Here is a 15912-nt window from a genome sequence, read left to right on the forward strand (position 1 = left end):
AGTTAATGAAAAACTCATATCTTTGTGTTGTTTGGATGGTAAAACGTTATTTTAATAGCCGTGTATCCACATACGGACTATCCGATCCAGACGATATCCGGATGGTGTAGTGAGCACCGTCCGGTTTTATCTGCCTAATGGGGGTTTTCAGATTATTCGGGCGCGATTTTCATGGTTCTTTTCATTTCAGTGGTTAGTAAATCGTGTTGGTTAATTGGTATTATTGGTGCTGTTGTCCGATGACGAGTTGAATTTTATTTCCTTTGGGGACAACTTCGAACTCCAGTCCCGCTTTGTTGAGTATTTTTAGTAGGGAGCCTAACGACTTATTCCGCTCAATCTTTCCGAAGAATTGCACAGAGGGTATGCTGCCGCGATAGACCAGTTCAAAATCGTACCACCGACTCAATTGGGTAAAAGCCTCTTGCGGCGAATGGCCATTGAAATAGAAGAATCCGTCTTTCCAAAGTACATATTGGTTCACGTCTACCTTGTCAACGCGCAACGACGATGCGCCGACCGTTGCCTGTTGTCCGGGCAGCAATGTCAGTGGCGCGTGATCCCGGCTTGGCGTTGAAGAGTTGAGCCTAACGTTAACCTTTCCTTCTACCAGCGTTGTTTTGGCATTCTGTTCATCGGGATAAGCGGCGATATTGAATTCCGTCCCCAAAACCTCAACGGTCTGCCCTCGACTTACGACCTTAAAAGGTCTGTTGTGATCTTTTACAACCTCAAAATAAGCTTCTCCCGCAATTTCCACCATACGTTCACGTTGGCTGAATCTGCTTGGGTACCGTAACGTCGATTCGGCATTAAGCCATACGTTCGTGCCGTCCGGAAGCGTTATTTGATATTGTCCGCCACGTGGCGTTGATAATTCCAGCTGGTAGACGGATAGGGAGGCTGCTTCTCGGTCGGTCGGCCCCTGGGTGGTTGTCAGCCCTACGCCGGTACCATCGAGATACGTAATGCCTTCGTCGCCAATAACGATTCCATCTTGGTTTTCACTGAGATTGATCATGCGGCCATCGGCCAGGGTCAAGGTAGCCCGGTTGCCTCCCGGTTGAATGCGTTGTGCGAGGTCGATTTGAGACCGCCGGTCCGGAACGCGATCTTCCCTGAGCATCCAGGCAACTGTTGCCAGCGTCAGCACAACCGCTGCCGCTACATACGGCAACCACCTTCTGGTCCGGATAGCATATTGTTTCTCCGTGTGTTGACGTATGTGCAGTTCCATGCGTTGGAGCCGTTCCGCACCTTTTTCCGTGTCTACCAGATCGAACAATACCCCCAAATCTTCACGAAGCGTTTGTTTGGTTTCCAAGCGATTCAGGATCACGCGGTTTTCGGCAGACTCATTCGCCCAGGTTTCGATGAATTCGTTTTCTTCGGCGGTGGCTATGCCTTGTAAACGACGTAGAAGTAGGTGCTCAATGTCTTGTCCGGTACGCATTCTGGCCTTTTTGATTGGTATTACGATAAAATCAAAGAAACCTTTCCATATTTTTTTAAAAAACATTCGGCTGTTTGCGGAGGGCGACTCAGGTCAGGGTAGGGAAGTCGGCCGACCTTTCCATCAGCGCATAAAAGGTCAGACAAAGGAAGAGGTCCGTATCTTTAAACACCCTTTTTAATGTCGCCAAGGCCTTTGAACGCGCAATAAAGACCGCATTGGCCGTCATTTCCAGTTGCGAGCATATTTCCTCGGTAGTTAACCCTTCCACAAAGGTAAGCTTGAAGACTTGCTGCTGCGTGGGTGATAATTTCTTTACCTCTGCATAAACCAGCTGCAAGGTCTCGGCATGAATCATCCGGGCCAGGAGGTCACTGTCTGTTTGAATGCTGTTCTCTGCCAAGGATTCGCCAGAGACGGCCTGCATGCGATAATCGGTGCTCCTTAAATGATCGATGCAGGCATTTCGGGTGGTACGGTATAAAAACGATTTTATATGTGCATCGCTCTCCAAGCGATGTCGTGCGGCCCACAATTTCACATACGCATCTTGTACGAGCTCCTCGGCTAATGACGCATCGGCCACTATCCTATACGCAAATAGCAGCAGTGCCCGGCCATGGCGGTTAAAATAAGCCGAAAGCACCCGCTCATCGCCTAGCTTGAGTTGATCGAAGCACGTATCCTCCATTGGTAAGAACAAGTATAGCAATTCCGATTAAATACTCCCAGTACACAAAACTTAATGCAATACGGTGTAAGCGCTTTACCAAAATTACCGGTGAAGCATTTCACGGCGGTACCTCCAATGCCCGAGCAACGTACGCGCTAAGCCAAGGTCACTGACCCGGCGTTTCCTCGTAAGTCGGACCGTAAAGGCCAGGTACTTTATTGCCGGTGGCACGCAAATAGACAATCATTTCGCCCCGATGGTGGTAAATATGATTGAACAGAAAGCTGCGGGCGACAATACCCCTGGGCATCGGGCCGAGCACGGTACGATCGCCCACTTTCATGGTCCAAGGTTCTTGTAAGTTTTCGTCGGTGATTGCATTCAGCGCTGTCCGTGCCTTTTCAACGTTTTTCTCAAAGAGTTCGCGCGTTGCATGGATGTCTTCCGGCGCTCCGCGATCCAGGTGATCTGCAGCCAGGTCGTAAACATCTTGAGTGAGCGTTCCTACGTACCAATAATAAATGGTGGCGATGTGCTGCGCCAGCTCACCCATGGTCCAGGAAATCGGCGAAGGTTTGTAATGGATATCTTTTTCAGGCACAGCTTGTAGTAATTTCCGGGTGCTGTTTACTTCTTGCTCGAATTCAGCAATTAAAGATTGTAATATCATAATGCGTTTAAATTTGAATGTGGAACCTTTAGAAAGCTTCCGCTAATTTAGTTATTTTTTATCCGGTTTTTGCAACACTGAAAAAGCGTGGGCGCCGATGGGAAGGGTTAATTTCCTATCTTTGGCAGCAGGATACACAACGATAAATTTGGATGTTTGATGTTGAAGCGTTAATCCAATTTGGTGGATTGCTGCTGGTTCTTTTGGCAATTTACGCGCAGACCGGACTCTTTTTCTGTTTTTTTCTTCCAAGCGGAGCGCTTCTTTTCATGGCAGGAGTTTTAATTGCCAGCGGCCAGTTTGCGCATAGCTTTTTCGCATTATGCAGCTTGGGCGTGCTCGCTTCGCTGCTGGGCAATGTTACCGGGTACCTGATAGGCTACAAAGCCGGTCCGCTCTTATATCGCAGGCCAGATTCACGATTTTTCAAGAAACAGCATTTAACGGGTGCCGAGAACTTTTATCATAAATACGGTTCCTTAGCTTTATCCATTGGCGTATTTTTTCCATTGATCCGCACGTTTGGCCCCATCGTAGCCGGTGTCATTCGGCTAAAATTCAGCCGTGTTGTACTCTTTGCTTTGATAGGCTCTGCCGGTTGGATCCTTTCGTTTGCAACCGCAGGTTACCTTGTCGGAAGTATGCCGTTTTTGCGTCCCTACCTCCACTATGTGGTTATGGTTATCATCTTAGTTGTTTCCGTGCCAATCGCAATCAAGATCATCCGGGAGATGCAACGCAAATAATACTAATTTTATTAGTTATATTTGTGGGATGCAACACAAATTATTTGATGATAGCGCGCATTTGCTTTTACCGAAGGAGCTGATGGCGTATCTTCCCGGGTTTTTAGCCGAGTCGGAAGCAGATGCACTTTTGGATTTTCTACTTAATCATGTGCCTTGGCAGCAGCATAAGGCGGTTTTATACGATAAAGAGATCATTACCCCGAGGCTTACCGCCTGGTATGGTGACCGGCCAATACGTGATGGCGACGTACGGACGCCCGTCCCCTGGATTCCTGAACTGTGGGAACTGAAGGGAAAAGTTGAACGCGCAACCGGCAGCACGTTTCAAGGCGTGTTGTTAAACCTTTATCGCGATGAGAACGACTCGGTTGCCTGGCATGCCGATAAAGATACGGTACCCGGGCATAAGACCGAGATTGCCTCGCTCAGCCTGGGGCAGGAACGCGACTTCGATTTTCGGAAAAAGGAAAATCACCGCCTACGTTATTCCATCCGATTGCAGCATGGTTCATTGCTGCTGATGAAAGGTGACCTACAGCGTTATTGGGAGCACCGCATTGCCAAATCTGCCACTCCCATGAGACCGCGGATAAACCTGACATTCCGCAAATCGACCCTACTTGACCGGTTCCCTTAGAATAGTCTTTAATTTTTCCGGAGCTGTCTTCCGAAAGTCAGACAAATAGATCTCATGGTGTACGCCGTTCCGTTTCAGTCCACGGGCCTCGGAGAATTCCGCGATCCGCGCCAGCGATTGGGGTTCCATAGAAAAAGGGCCGATGTGTAGCATCTGTATGGATTTACCCTCGGTCATCCGATAGAATTCGATATCTCTGGCGAATGTCGGCGCCTTTTTTGATATTACCGTTTCAATTCCTTTTTGCACGTCATTTTCGGTGACGAACTCCGGCATACGGATCAGGAGCCGGTATTCCCATTCACTCCTGGGTATGTTCGCGGGCGCGTCCGACATCGAGAAGTGGTTGAATCGGTGCTCATCATACCACCAAAGGCATTCCAGTTTCGGAACAACAAAATCCTTGTCGAATTCTTTACACCTGAACTTTATGGAATAGGCCGTTGCGTAGAGTGCCTGTAATTTTTCGGAAAACAACGGACCGGATGGATCCCCTTTGCCAACCAGCGAAAGAAAATTTGCGGGTTCAATATCCACGAGTTCTGGCGTTGTCTTGGCGCTGTAATATGACGTATACAGCTTCGTTAAGTCTAATTTTTCCATGCTTATTGCTGTTTTCCCAGCGAAATAAATCGATGCAGGTGACAACCTTGTGGCAGGTGGCTCTCGATAAATCTCAAATAAGGGAAACTTTCTCGCCGGAGCACTGTTAGCAATTTCGGTTATTCGTAGCTGGAGTGGCCATCACGTTAGCCCATCCAGCGAGGTTTAAGCAACAGGGGCGCTTGCCATTTGCTGCTGATTATTACCAGATTAGAACTGCTAATTGAAAAAATCGATGTTTTATTTATGGGCGATTTGTGCCCGAAGCAGGACACCTGTGGAGCGGCGCGATGCCTAGGCGTGTATTATAATCAATTTATCAATTTATCATGAGAAGTTTGTTAAACAAATCGGCACCACGTTGCGTAACGGGTTTTGTCGCCGCATTAGCGGTATGTTTCATCAGCGGCCTTTCACCAAGTTTCGCCCAGGAACCCATCCGGGGTACCGTACTGGATGAAAACAGCCAGCCGCTCACGGGCGTTTCCATAACCGTTCAGCCGGGCGGTACCCAGACCGTAACGGATGAAAATGGAAATTTCCAGCTCGTTGCTGCCATCGGTGATACGCTTGCGTTCACCTTTCTGGGATATGAGCCGGCAACCCACGTCGTTGAAAACGACGATCCAATTGTTAAGACGTTGGTTGTAGCGGGAGCAACGGACTTGGAAGAAGTGGTGGTCGTTGGGTACGGTACACAGAAAAAATCAAATTTAACGGGCGCAGTATCCGCGGTGAATGCCAGGGAACTTACAAAAATATCGCCTTCCAATCTTTCCAACACGTTGGCGGGCAGGGCACCGGGGGTCAACGTTACCAATACCTCGGGATTAAGTGGAGCAACGTCGAGTATCCGGATCCGCGGAGGTTTCGGCGAGCCACTATACGTGATTGATGGCGTTGTGCGCGATAAAGCAGCATTCGACGCGCTGGAAGCCTTTGAAGTGGACCAGATGAGCTTTTTAAAAGACGCGGCTACCGCGTCGATTTACGGCTCAAGGGCCGGAAACGGCGTGGTGCTGGTTACCACCAGGAAAGGGACCCAGCAAAAGCCCACGTTTAATTTTCAATCCAATTATACCTTGGGGCAGCCCACCATGACGTTGCTTTCGGATTTGACTACCGCGACTGATGAATTGATTTATCAGAATCGTGTGGCAACGTTTAATGGCACGCCGTTACCCAACGGCGACGAAGAATTTGAATATTTCCGCAACCGGAGTTATAATGTGCATGATTTTATTTGGCGCAATCCCGTGAGTCACCGGCAATCGCTCAGTGTAAACGGCGGATCTGAGCGGGTTACCTACTACTCCCTGTTGAGTTACCGGGGCGAGCAGGGATCCTACAAATCACTGGAGCACGGCAAATTCAATTTGCGCAGCAACGTATCGGCGAAGATCAATGAAAGCATTTCCATTGATCTGAATCTCTCCGCCTACCAGCAAAACGGCGACCGGTTCTATTGGCCGTTTACGGGAGACGACGATTATAACGTTTCAGACTTATACCGCGTTACTTTCAACTGGCCAAAGACCTATCCGTTCTACACGGAGGCCGACGGTACCCCGGCGGACTATGTAACGAACTACCCCGTACAGACTCCCATGGGAAGCTGGCTGGCCTGGAGCGTCATCGACCAGGTCATCGGCGATCGATACATCAAAACCAGGGAGCGGCAATTCAATCCCATTTTGTCAGTGAATATCAAGCTTGACAAGGTGACGCCCGGTTTGTCTACAAAGGTGGTTGGCAGCTACCTCGGAGAGGACTATATGCGGAAAAAATACCTGACCTTCCAAACCAATTACCAGTTCATTCCTGCCGATCCGGATGGCAATCGGTTTATTCCGGCTGCGCCTGACCCCAACCGGACCAATACATTTAATTTCAGTCAGAACCAACCCTTTCTCGACTATGAAATCCATACCAATTGGGCCTATCAGTTCAATTGGTTTCTGAATTATACCCGCACATTTGGCAACCATGCGATCGATGCTTTGGCGGTTTTCGAACAAGCGGAAGACGGATTGTTTGCCGCTTACGCACGGGGCGAAAATCCGATTACCAATTACGATCAAATGTTTGCTTACCCAACGGATCGGCAGTTCCGGGAGGCAGATGGCTGGGAGGAAATTGGATCAAGGCAATCATTCATCGGCCGGGTGAATTATAACTATGATAGTCGGTACATCGCTGAATTTTCGTTTCGGTACGATGGGAATACGCTGTTTCCAGAGCATCAGCGGTGGGGATTTTTCCCTTCTGTTTCCGCGGCCTGGCGGATTTCGGAAGAGGCATTTTTTCAGAATGCCGAAACCGCCATTAACGAGTTGAAGCTTCGTGCTTCGTATGGTACGACGGGTAACGATCTTATGATCAGTACGGACGACCGGATACCGGCGTTTTCCTTTACCGAACGTTACGTGAATTCCGGAGGCTACATGTTCGGCGACCGTTATTACGGTGCGATTGCACCCGGCCCGACGCCCAGCCCGAACCTGACCTGGGCCACCTCCACCAGTTATAATGCCGGATTGGACGTGGGGATTTTTAACAGTAAGCTGACCACTGCGCTCGACGTGTTTTTAAGAGAGGAAACCAATATTCTCGGACCCCGGTTAGTCTCCGTTCCGGATAATTACGGACAAGACCTGGCTCCGGAAAACTATGCCGCGCGATCTTGGCGAGGTGGAGAGTTTACCGTGCAATGGAACGATCAACTGGCTGCCAACAATGAAGTCCGCTATACCGTAAATGCGAATCTCGGTTATGCAAAAGACCGTTGGGATGTCTATGACGAAAGCGCCGCCTATGCGCCCGGAGGGAATCGTCATTTTGAGTCACGTATCGGATTGCCTCACGAGCGGATCATCGGGCTGAAAGCACTGGGCATTATCCGTACCCAAGAACAGTTGGACGAATTGCTGGAGCAGGGTTTCACGCAGTACGGGCGTAATCCGTACCTGGGTGGGTTGTATTTTGAAGACGTGCGCGGCGATGGATTTGCGCCGGGGGCCGACGGGAAAATTGATGGAAACGACATTCAACTGCTGTCTACCAAAGCAACGCCCTTAATCAATTACGGATTCGGGTTCGACATAAGTTATCGAAGTTTTGCCCTGCAGGCACATTTTCAAGGGGTGATGGCTTATGACCGCATTATCAGCAATCAAGAAGGGCCGGGTATGCGGCAGCACGGCGGGGCGATACGTCCTTATTATCCGATATGGGCATCGGATGACGTGTGGACACCAGAAAATCCCGACGCAAAATACCCAAGACCTATCGGGCAGAATTGGTTCGAGTCGGGCACCGGCGCCTCTTCCTTTTGGATTCGGAATGGAGCGTATCTGCGGTTACGGACGCTGAATGTGGCCTATACGCTGCCTGAAAGCTGGATGTCTGCCTTGCGTCTCAACAATGCCCAGTTGTTCTTCAACGGGACGAATTTGTTTTTCCTTTCGGCCATGCGCGAATTTCACGATCCCGAACAAGAAAACTACGACTCTTATCCGGTGATGAAGACGTTCACTTTCGGATTGGATGTCAGCTTCTAAACAATACTGAAAAAGAAAATGCATAAAGATGAAAAAGATAATTTATATACTGATTAGCGTCGGAGGTCTGTTTGCCTCTTGTAAAGATGTGCTGGATATCGACGATTTAACCAGCTATGATCCCGAACAAGTTTGGAACGACCCGAACTTAGCGAACGCGTACATGGCCAATGTTTACGAAATGTTTGGCAATTGGAGTACGACAGCCGAACAACGTAGCGAGCAGCTCATCGGGATCCACTTTTATCCCAACCGGATTACCATCTCAAATAATGAGTACAAGTCGTGGGACTACAACCGCATTCGCCTGATTAACCAAGCCATTCAGGATGTGAATGCTGGGTCATTGGACCAGTCGGTAAAAGATAACATAACCGGGCAAGCATTATTTATGCGTGCATATGCCTATTTCCAGATGGTGATGTATCATGGAGGAGTGCCGTACGTGACGATCCCGCAGGATCGGTACGAAGACGACCTCTATGTGCCGCGCAATTCGACAGCCGAGTGTTTTGAATTGATTCTTCGCGATCTGGATGACGCGATCTCGAAACTGCCCGAGCAGATCGAGAAAACCTCGGCCGACTACGGAAAGATAGACGGCATGTTTGCGCTGGCCTTTAAAGCCAAAGTGTTGCTGTATCGGGCATCCCCGCAATTTCATCCGTCCAATCCCTGGAATAATGCGGATTGGCAAACCGCTTATGACGTCAATAAACAAGCTTACGATGCGTTAGGGACCAACGGTTATACCCTAGCGGACAATTATGAGGATATCGCATTGGCAGAACGCGGCCCGGAAGTCGTCTTTGCCGTAATCAACGCTTATCCCAATAAGGTCGCTGTGTGGGACCACGGGGTACGGCCCGGTTCGGAAAGCCGCGGTGCTGCGAATGCCTGTCCTACGTGGGAGTATGTCAAAATGTTTCCAATGAAAGATGGAAAAGCATTTGATGACCCAACGAGTGATTACTACAAGACAGAGGACGAGTTCTTACAAAGCTATTGGGAAAATCGGGATCCCCGCTTCGAGAAATCAGTGGTATGGAATGGAAAACTGTATGAAGTCTCCGGAAAAACCGGTCGCCGGCAGTATACCGCATTGGGTGTAGCGCATGAACTCGACGATTTTGGCGTCAATCCACGCGCTGGCGTAAACTCCACAAACCTGGATCGGTACAGCGGATTTTTTATAGAAAAGAACAGTTTATTGCGGCTTACGCAAGGAGAAGTTCAGCAATACGACGTGGATTTTGTATTGATGCGTTTTGCAGAAGTAATGTTAAACTACGCAGAGACCGCCAATGAAACCGGCAGGATGGATGAGGCAATGAATGTATTGAAGCAAATTCGCCAGCGGGCGGGGATCGAGCCCGGTGCGGATGGCAACTACGGTATCAAGGCCTCTTCAAGAACCGAAATGCGGGAGGCGATTTTGGCAGAGCGGAATATTGAATTCTGTTTTGAAGGCCATCGCTTCTGGGATTTAAGGCGGCTACGTATGCTCGACCGCTTGGATGGCACAACGAAACATGGGGTGGAGGCGATTGCCGTAGAAGCGGACGGGACAGAGATGTCTATCACCGAAGCCCGGACAAAAGCATCCACCTATGCGTTACAGGAAGATGATTTCAAATACCGGCTGTTGCAGGTGCCGCTGTCTGGTGTCCGTGTGAATTCGGTACCGGAAACGTATTATTTCTTTCCCATCCAAGAGAGCGTCATCGACCGGAATCCTAAAATTGAGCAGAATGCGAATTGGGGGGGTACGTTTAATCCGACGCTTGAATAGTGCCAAAAACGAAAGGCCCGGCGTTTTTGGGGTAGCCGGACCTCTCTTATCAACCTAAACCTATTTCATAAACGCACGGATGGTGTGCTTATTGTATACGACGGATGAAATATTGCAAAATGTTTTTCCATAGTTTCATTGAACCTCTTGCTTTCGCGCGAAAAGGTAGGCAACGGATGAATCATTATAGGATACTTCGGCTTGTAGATTCTCGCCGTCTTTCCAGTATCTAATAACTTTGGGGAATGCATTGTGTTGGTTCTCACAGATGAAAGATCGGCCATCCGCTTCGACCACGCGGAAGTTGATTGCTTCAATTTCTTCCATTAACCTGACCTGGTAATGCCACACACCTGCAATCGGCGATAAGATAGCCTTTTCCCGCCACACGGTGTCCTTTCCGCTCAAGATGTAACTATGGCCTATATACGTTGAATCGTTCAGCCGTTTCCACGTCTCAATGGTCTGTTCCCCCGCCTCTTCATTGGTGCGGGTCCATTCACCGACCAGAAAATCGAATTTTTTTTCAGGCTGGCAGCATGTCAGTAAAATAAACGGAAGTATGGCCAATGTTCTCATGATGTGACTAACCTATTTTAATTTATTACCATACGCTTAAGAACTAAAATTGTTTAGGTTTTTTATACTGGCCGGCGAGTGCAGTTATCTCATCGATCCATCCAAAAGACAGGGCCGTGATTTTCTTTTGTTTCGTGGCCGGCGAAGTTAGGACGGAATTTGACAACCCTATGTCAGATGTTAGTCTTTGTTATGTGCTACCCAGATGAGCTTCGAGGTGTCGTAGCCTATTTCCTTCGCCCGTTCGAGGTAATCCTTTTTGACATCGGGTGGTATGGTGGTTGTCCTTGACAATATCCAGAGGTATTTGAGGCTTTCGCCGGCAACCAGGGCATATTGGTAATCGGCGTCGATGGCAATGACGTTATAGCCTGAATAAAAAGGCCCAAAGAAAGAAACTTTGAGCGCTGCAGTCTGTTTATCTTTTCTAAATTTAGCTTTTCCCGTTGCAGATTTCCACGCATTCTTTACGGTGTCGAAGCCCCTGTTTACCACTCGGACCGTTCCGTCGTCATTGAGGCTATACCTGGCCGTCACGTTGTTCAGGTTTCTTTCAAATCGGTGGTCAAAACGCGCTATCTCATGCCATGTGCCCAAATAACGGTCGAGCTCAAAATGGTTGATGGGTTTTGCTTTCCGGGGAATGCTGCCGCAAGTAGAAAACAAAGCAACACCCAATAATCCCGCCCCCACTAACCAATAGGTTCTATTGTCAATTTTCATGCTATCCGTTCGTTAATGTGTTACTACGTTCAATCTTACCTAGGGTAACAGATTTCGTTGTCGATAGTTTGACAGTACGCCCACGAAATCGCGAAATAAACCTTATCTTCGTTCTTAGTTTTCCCCAGAAAATAATGAACCGATAGATTATGGTAAATTTTAATCCGAACCGCAGAACATTCATTCAGGGCGCCGGCGCTGTTTTGACATTATCGGCCCTGCAAGCCAAGGGACTAACATTTGCCGGAACATGCAGTAACTTGCGGGTGGGGTTAATCGGAGCTGGTTGGTATGGGAAAAGTGACCTTTTCAAGCTCATCCAGGTCCGTGATGTGGAAGTAGTCGCCGTATGCGATGTGGACGGAAATCACCTGAAAGAAGCTGGAAAGCTGATCAGCGAGCGGCAGGTTTCAAGGAAGATCCCCCAGCTGTATAGCGATTATCGGAAGATGCTTGCAGACCATAAATTCGATCTTATCCTCATTGGAACGCCCGACCATTGGCATGCGCAACAGGCCATTGATGCAATGACATCCGGAGCACATCTTTACCTGCAAAAGCCGGTTAGCGTCGATGTGCTCGAGGGAGAAGCTATCCTTAGCACGGCGCGCAAATACAACCGAAAAGTACAGATAGGCACGCAAAGGCGAAGTACCCCTCATTTGATCGATGCAAAAAAGCAGGTGATTGACAAGGGGTTGCTCGGTAAGATATCACACGTTGAGATGTGTTGCTACTACCACATGCGAAGAAATGGGAATCCGCCTGCGGAGCCCGTTCCTGAATTTCTTGACTATGAAATGTGGACCGGTCCCGCTCCCTTACGGCCTTACGATGGATTACCACATGGAGGTTGGTGGCGGACTTTTATGGAATACGGCAACGGAGTCACAGGCGATATGTGCGTTCACATGTTTGACACGGTACGCTGGTTGTTGGGGCTCAAATGGCCAAAACGGATCCATGCAACGGGCGGGATCTATGTTCAGAAAGGTGGAAAATCAACAATTGCCGATACGCAGACCGCCATTTTTGAGTACGATGAATTAAATTGCATATGGCAGCACCGCACCTGGGGCAACCCAACAGATGCCGACTATCCATGGGCATTTATGATTTACGGTGATAAAGGCACGCTCAAAGGAAGTGTCATGAAGTATGAGTTTATTCCGACTGGCAAAGGCGATCGCATTGCGAAAGATGTCGTGTATGAGAAAACCGAGTTTCCGGAAGATCTTAACGAGTCGCGCATCGAGCTGCATACCGCCCCCGCAACGCGGCGGCACATGCTGGACCTCCTGTCGGCGATTGAAAATGATCATTTGCCGGTTGCGGATATCGAAGAAGGGCACATCTCAACGGCCAGTTGCATACTTGCGAACCTTTCCATGCAGGTGAACCGGCCATTGACTTATGATCCGCAGCAGAAAATATGCATTGGCGATCCGGAAGCGACAGCGTTGCTGAGGAGACCCTATCGGAAACCTTGGAGGCATCCATATGGGAATGGTTGACGAGTTGATGACTAATGCGAAGAGGTTTATCCAATGTCTTTTGCGCGTGCCGACCCGCATTTTATCCAGAGCAGAAAAGAAAGGCCGTACAACGACGGAGGTGGATGAAATGATCTGCCGGAAATTTTCCGGCGTCACCTGTGTTATCGTATAAAAGACATCGAAGACAGGCGATGCTAGCCAAGGGAAGGTCGATGGAAAAATTCTGAGAAAATAAACGGATAACGTAGGTATCTTTGCTCGGGAAATGGGCGCGTTAAAACGGATAAAGGTGATGTTGATGCTGCTGATTATGTTGTTCATGATCGGGCATGATACTTTTCCGCATGACCATCTCCATGAACGAACGGCGCACACACACAATCACTTCGTTTGTGATAATTGTGAGGGAGGTATCCTGGACCGGCTATTGGAAAATCACGCCCATGCTAACCACTCCCATGCGTATTCACACGCCAGCCATATCTTACGATTTGTCAAGCAACAGCTGCCCCATACAACTTTCATAGCGGATTGGATAAGTCTCGGCCAGCTACCGTTTGTAGTTTGTCGTCGCCGACCCCCCGTACAGTCGAAACCTTATCTTCAAAACCTTGCTCTACTTTCCATCGGCCTGCGGGCTCCCCCGGATTACACTCGTTTTATATAAGAATTCTATTAACTAGTTTTTTGCGGCGATTGCAACGATGGGCTGCAATACCTGCACGTTGAAAAATCGATCAACGCCAGGCCTAACCTCCGTGCCGGTGTGGCAACGGATTGTCATGCTTGCCGGCGGATGAATGAGATTAAGATAAACAAGATGAAAAAATTTTGGAATAATATCAAGGAATTGATATTTGTTGTGTATAAAACAGACGATGGCGGTCTTACGGCGATAGAGGGAAATGTCGGGCTCATTGCCAGAGGTGACGACGAAGCGTCGCTGGAATCGGATGTGCGTTTTCAGGTAGCCGAATTTTTTGGGAAAGATTTCACCTGCACAGTGCGTTTACGTTGGTTTACGGACGTGGTGCTTACCATAAAGCCGTCCGACCAAAGCCCGGGGTAGCTGCCCCGAGTCATTCGCGGTCGCTACGGTCGCCGCGGATTTTCCATTTGGTCAATGCTGCCGGGTTCGCCCTGCGCCGCTAGCTAGCGGAAACTGAACGAACTGTCCGGTGGGTCGCGGAGTCTTGCCATAAGGTTGTCACAAACCCGTCTTAGCTTTGTGTTGTTAACATGAAAACTCAAGACGTATGAATATTATTGTAGGCGCAACCGGACAGGTCGGTTCAAATCTTCTTAAGGAACTCAAAAAAGACGGTTTCCCTGTACGTGCCGTGGTCAGGAACCCCGATAAAGTGGCCGACAAATCCATCGAGGCCAAGGCGGCTGATTTATTTGATGTCAAGCAACTTATTGCTTCATTCCAGGGAGGATCGGCAGTTTTCGTCCTGACACCGGAAGATCCCACCTCGAATGATATCCTTGGTGAGACCGAACGCATTGTCGAAAACTACCGGAAGGCCATTCAAGCGACGGGTATCAAAAAAGTGGTAGCGCTGTCATGTGTGGGGGCGCATGTGGAAGGATGCACCGGAAACATCTTAATGTCGCGCATATTAGAACAGGGGCTCGCCGATCTCGATGCCGACAAGGTATTTATCCGGCCTTCGTATTATTTCAGCAACTGGTTGGCCTATTGGCAAACTATGGAACAGCATGGGGTACTTCCGACGTTTTTCCCCGGAAAATTGAAAATTGAAATGCATTCGCCTATTGATCTGGCCGGATTCATCGCCAAGGTCATGGCCCGAGAATCATTCGGAGGAAACGCAGTTTATGAGTTGATTGGGCAACGGCCTTACAGCTCGGAAGACGTTGCGGAGGCCTTTTCAACACTGTTTAATAAAACGGTGACCGCCCAATCCATTCCCCGGGAAAAATGGCAGGAAAATCTGTTATCGGTCGGATTTACCGAAAACACAGCAGCCAATCTTGCAGACATGACCCAGGCGGTGATCGACGGAAGGACGGCACTGGAACGACCGGATGATGCCGTAAAACTCCCGACATCGTTGGCGCAATATCTTCGGGATCCGAACCTTGTACGCTGAAAGCTTTTTTCGCATTTTGCCACTTTATGGTGCGGGCCGTTCTATCTTTGCGGGATGGCAAAGATACTTTTACGAATTTCACTTGCACTTGTGTTCTCGGTTGTTCAGGCCCTGGCCTATCCGCAAGCGACCCAACGCTGCAACATTGAACTTCAAAACGGGGATCTTTTATTTGTGGGCGCGAAAAGCGAAGACCTTTCCGGGGCGATTAACCGGGTTACCCAAAGAGAAACGAGCAAGGCTTTCGACCATGTAGCTTTAGTGGAAGTGTTTCACGGCCGTATCTACCTGATCCATGCAACCGGGGAGAAAGGTACCCTACGGGAACCGATCGGCGATTACATCCAGCGTCCTCATCCGAACGTCGCGGGTTGTTCATTTTCAGATTGAAAAGCAATTATCAGCCGTGCATTCCCGATGCCATCGCCGAGGCAAAGAAATGGTTGGGAAAGCCGTATAATTGGTCTTATGTATTGAATGACAGCTCGGTATATTGTTCGGATTTAGTGGAACGGGCTTTTAGGAAATGTCATCTTTTCGAATTGGAGCCGATGACTTTCAAAGATCCGGAGACGAAGGAGTTTGATGCGTATTGGGTTCGTTTTTATGATGCGCTTGGCATCCCCGTGCCGGAAGGACAGCTCGGTTGCAATCCAAATGGGTTGGCAGCGAGCGACAAGCTGTCGATCGTGGGGCGGTTGCATTATTCAGATTGATGTACCTTTGCCGGGAGTCTAGATTGTCCCGACCCTAGATTGTCCAGACCGCCCCATTGTATTGTCTATTTCACACCGTCGCATCCGGTGTTCAGCCTGTACTTTTGTTAAGTAAAAAAATCATTCATGGCAGATATCTTGCAT

The 15912-nt window shown here is 48.9% G+C and carries 16 protein-coding genes; 9 read left to right on the top strand and 7 right to left on the bottom strand.

The window, feature by feature from the left end:
• Window positions 1–220 precede the first annotated feature (220 nt).
• The 4 genes from ACFQRK_RS11715 to ACFQRK_RS11730 form a co-directional block, all read right to left on the bottom strand.
• Window positions 221–1453, bottom strand: coding sequence for a FecR family protein (locus ACFQRK_RS11715; protein ID WP_379006798.1), 1233 nt, complete (start codon window positions 1451–1453; stop codon window positions 221–223).
• A gap of 88 nt (window positions 1454–1541) precedes the next feature.
• Window positions 1542–2144, bottom strand: a complete 603-nt coding sequence (locus tag ACFQRK_RS11720) for an RNA polymerase sigma factor (protein ID WP_379006800.1) — start codon at window positions 2142–2144, stop codon at window positions 1542–1544.
• A 148-nt stretch (window positions 2145–2292) separates the two neighbouring features.
• Window positions 2293–2796: a DinB family protein gene (locus ACFQRK_RS11725; protein WP_379006802.1), complete on the bottom strand. Its 504-nt coding sequence runs from the start codon at window positions 2794–2796 to the stop codon at window positions 2293–2295.
• A gap of 51 nt (window positions 2797–2847) precedes the next feature.
• Entirely contained in the window at window positions 2848–3048 is a 201-nt protein-coding gene (locus tag ACFQRK_RS11730; protein ID WP_379006803.1) for a hypothetical protein, read from the bottom strand.
• A 17-nt stretch (window positions 3049–3065) separates the two neighbouring features.
• Between ACFQRK_RS11730 and ACFQRK_RS11735 the strand changes: the two genes are divergently transcribed.
• Window positions 3066–3542: a DedA family protein gene (locus tag ACFQRK_RS11735; RefSeq protein ID WP_379006805.1), complete on the top strand. Its 477-nt coding sequence runs from the start codon at window positions 3066–3068 to the stop codon at window positions 3540–3542.
• A 28-nt stretch (window positions 3543–3570) separates the two neighbouring features.
• Window positions 3571–4182, top strand: coding sequence for an alpha-ketoglutarate-dependent dioxygenase AlkB family protein (locus ACFQRK_RS11740; RefSeq protein ID WP_379006807.1), 612 nt, complete (start codon window positions 3571–3573; stop codon window positions 4180–4182).
• Here the strand turns inward: ACFQRK_RS11740 and ACFQRK_RS11745 are convergent.
• A complete protein-coding gene (locus ACFQRK_RS11745) occupies window positions 4162–4785 on the bottom strand; it encodes a GyrI-like domain-containing protein (protein WP_379006809.1) in 624 nt (207 codons plus the stop codon). The genes ACFQRK_RS11740 and ACFQRK_RS11745 overlap by 21 nt on opposite strands.
• A gap of 329 nt (window positions 4786–5114) precedes the next feature.
• Here ACFQRK_RS11745 and ACFQRK_RS11750 point away from each other — a divergent pair, with 329 nt between their 5' ends.
• Window positions 5115–8345, top strand: coding sequence for a SusC/RagA family TonB-linked outer membrane protein (locus ACFQRK_RS11750; RefSeq protein WP_379006811.1), 3231 nt, complete (start codon window positions 5115–5117; stop codon window positions 8343–8345).
• Window positions 8346–8373: 28 nt separating this feature from the next.
• Entirely contained in the window at window positions 8374–10137 is a 1764-nt protein-coding gene (locus ACFQRK_RS11755; protein WP_379006812.1) for a RagB/SusD family nutrient uptake outer membrane protein, read from the top strand.
• A 135-nt stretch (window positions 10138–10272) separates the two neighbouring features.
• On the opposite strand, the gene ACFQRK_RS11760 is transcribed toward ACFQRK_RS11755, so the two are convergent.
• Entirely contained in the window at window positions 10273–10716 is a 444-nt protein-coding gene (locus ACFQRK_RS11760; protein ID WP_379006815.1) for a DUF6265 family protein, read from the bottom strand.
• 180 nt (window positions 10717–10896) lie between these two features.
• Complete coding sequence (locus tag ACFQRK_RS11765) at window positions 10897–11439, bottom strand: lipocalin family protein (RefSeq protein ID WP_379006816.1); 543 nt, start codon at window positions 11437–11439, stop codon at window positions 10897–10899.
• A 149-nt stretch (window positions 11440–11588) separates the two neighbouring features.
• Between ACFQRK_RS11765 and ACFQRK_RS11770 the strand changes: the two genes are divergently transcribed.
• From ACFQRK_RS11770 to ACFQRK_RS11790, 5 genes are all read left to right on the top strand, one after another.
• Complete coding sequence (locus ACFQRK_RS11770; protein WP_379006819.1) at window positions 11589–12953, top strand: Gfo/Idh/MocA family protein; 1365 nt, start codon at window positions 11589–11591, stop codon at window positions 12951–12953.
• A gap of 802 nt (window positions 12954–13755) precedes the next feature.
• Complete coding sequence (locus tag ACFQRK_RS11775) at window positions 13756–14004, top strand: hypothetical protein (RefSeq protein WP_379006822.1); 249 nt, start codon at window positions 13756–13758, stop codon at window positions 14002–14004.
• Between the two features lie 187 nt (window positions 14005–14191).
• A complete protein-coding gene (locus tag ACFQRK_RS11780; protein ID WP_379006823.1) occupies window positions 14192–15052 on the top strand; it encodes an NAD(P)H-binding protein in 861 nt (286 codons plus the stop codon).
• Between the two features lie 54 nt (window positions 15053–15106).
• Window positions 15107–15442 carry a hypothetical protein gene (locus tag ACFQRK_RS11785; RefSeq protein ID WP_379006825.1) on the top strand — a complete coding sequence of 112 codons (336 nt, stop codon included), beginning with the start codon at window positions 15107–15109 and terminating at the stop codon, window positions 15440–15442.
• Window positions 15439–15768, top strand: a complete 330-nt coding sequence (locus ACFQRK_RS11790) for a YiiX/YebB-like N1pC/P60 family cysteine hydrolase (protein WP_379006827.1) — start codon at window positions 15439–15441, stop codon at window positions 15766–15768. The genes ACFQRK_RS11785 and ACFQRK_RS11790 overlap by 4 nt, the downstream gene beginning before the upstream one ends.
• Window positions 15769–15912: the final 144 nt, after the last annotated feature.

Source organism: Parapedobacter sp. GCM10030251 (assembly GCF_042666505.1).
Taxonomy (GTDB): domain Bacteria; phylum Bacteroidota; class Bacteroidia; order Sphingobacteriales; family Sphingobacteriaceae; genus Parapedobacter.

What these genes read in the sequence shown, in the direction of transcription:
- ACFQRK_RS11715 (WP_379006798.1), bottom strand. Translation starts at nt 1,453, where the DNA reads ATGCGTACCGGACAAGACATTGAGCACCTACTTCTACGTCGTTTACAA.
- ACFQRK_RS11720 (WP_379006800.1), bottom strand. Translation starts at nt 2,144, where the DNA reads ATGGAGGATACGTGCTTCGATCAACTCAAGCTAGGCGATGAGCGGGTG.
- ACFQRK_RS11725 (WP_379006802.1), bottom strand. Translation starts at nt 2,796, where the DNA reads ATGATATTACAATCTTTAATTGCTGAATTCGAGCAAGAAGTAAACAGC.
- ACFQRK_RS11735 (WP_379006805.1), top strand. Translation starts at nt 3,066, where the DNA reads ATGGCAGGAGTTTTAATTGCCAGCGGCCAGTTTGCGCATAGCTTTTTC.
- ACFQRK_RS11740 (WP_379006807.1), top strand. Translation starts at nt 3,571, where the DNA reads ATGCAACACAAATTATTTGATGATAGCGCGCATTTGCTTTTACCGAAG.
- ACFQRK_RS11745 (WP_379006809.1), bottom strand. Translation starts at nt 4,785, where the DNA reads ATGGAAAAATTAGACTTAACGAAGCTGTATACGTCATATTACAGCGCC.
- ACFQRK_RS11750 (WP_379006811.1), top strand. Translation starts at nt 5,115, where the DNA reads ATGAGAAGTTTGTTAAACAAATCGGCACCACGTTGCGTAACGGGTTTT.
- ACFQRK_RS11755 (WP_379006812.1), top strand. Translation starts at nt 8,374, where the DNA reads ATGAAAAAGATAATTTATATACTGATTAGCGTCGGAGGTCTGTTTGCC.
- ACFQRK_RS11760 (WP_379006815.1), bottom strand. Translation starts at nt 10,716, where the DNA reads ATGAGAACATTGGCCATACTTCCGTTTATTTTACTGACATGCTGCCAG.
- ACFQRK_RS11765 (WP_379006816.1), bottom strand. Translation starts at nt 11,439, where the DNA reads ATGAAAATTGACAATAGAACCTATTGGTTAGTGGGGGCGGGATTATTG.
- ACFQRK_RS11770 (WP_379006819.1), top strand. Translation starts at nt 11,589, where the DNA reads ATGGTAAATTTTAATCCGAACCGCAGAACATTCATTCAGGGCGCCGGC.
- ACFQRK_RS11775 (WP_379006822.1), top strand. Translation starts at nt 13,756, where the DNA reads ATGAAAAAATTTTGGAATAATATCAAGGAATTGATATTTGTTGTGTAT.
- ACFQRK_RS11780 (WP_379006823.1), top strand. Translation starts at nt 14,192, where the DNA reads ATGAATATTATTGTAGGCGCAACCGGACAGGTCGGTTCAAATCTTCTT.
- ACFQRK_RS11785 (WP_379006825.1), top strand. Translation starts at nt 15,107, where the DNA reads ATGGCAAAGATACTTTTACGAATTTCACTTGCACTTGTGTTCTCGGTT.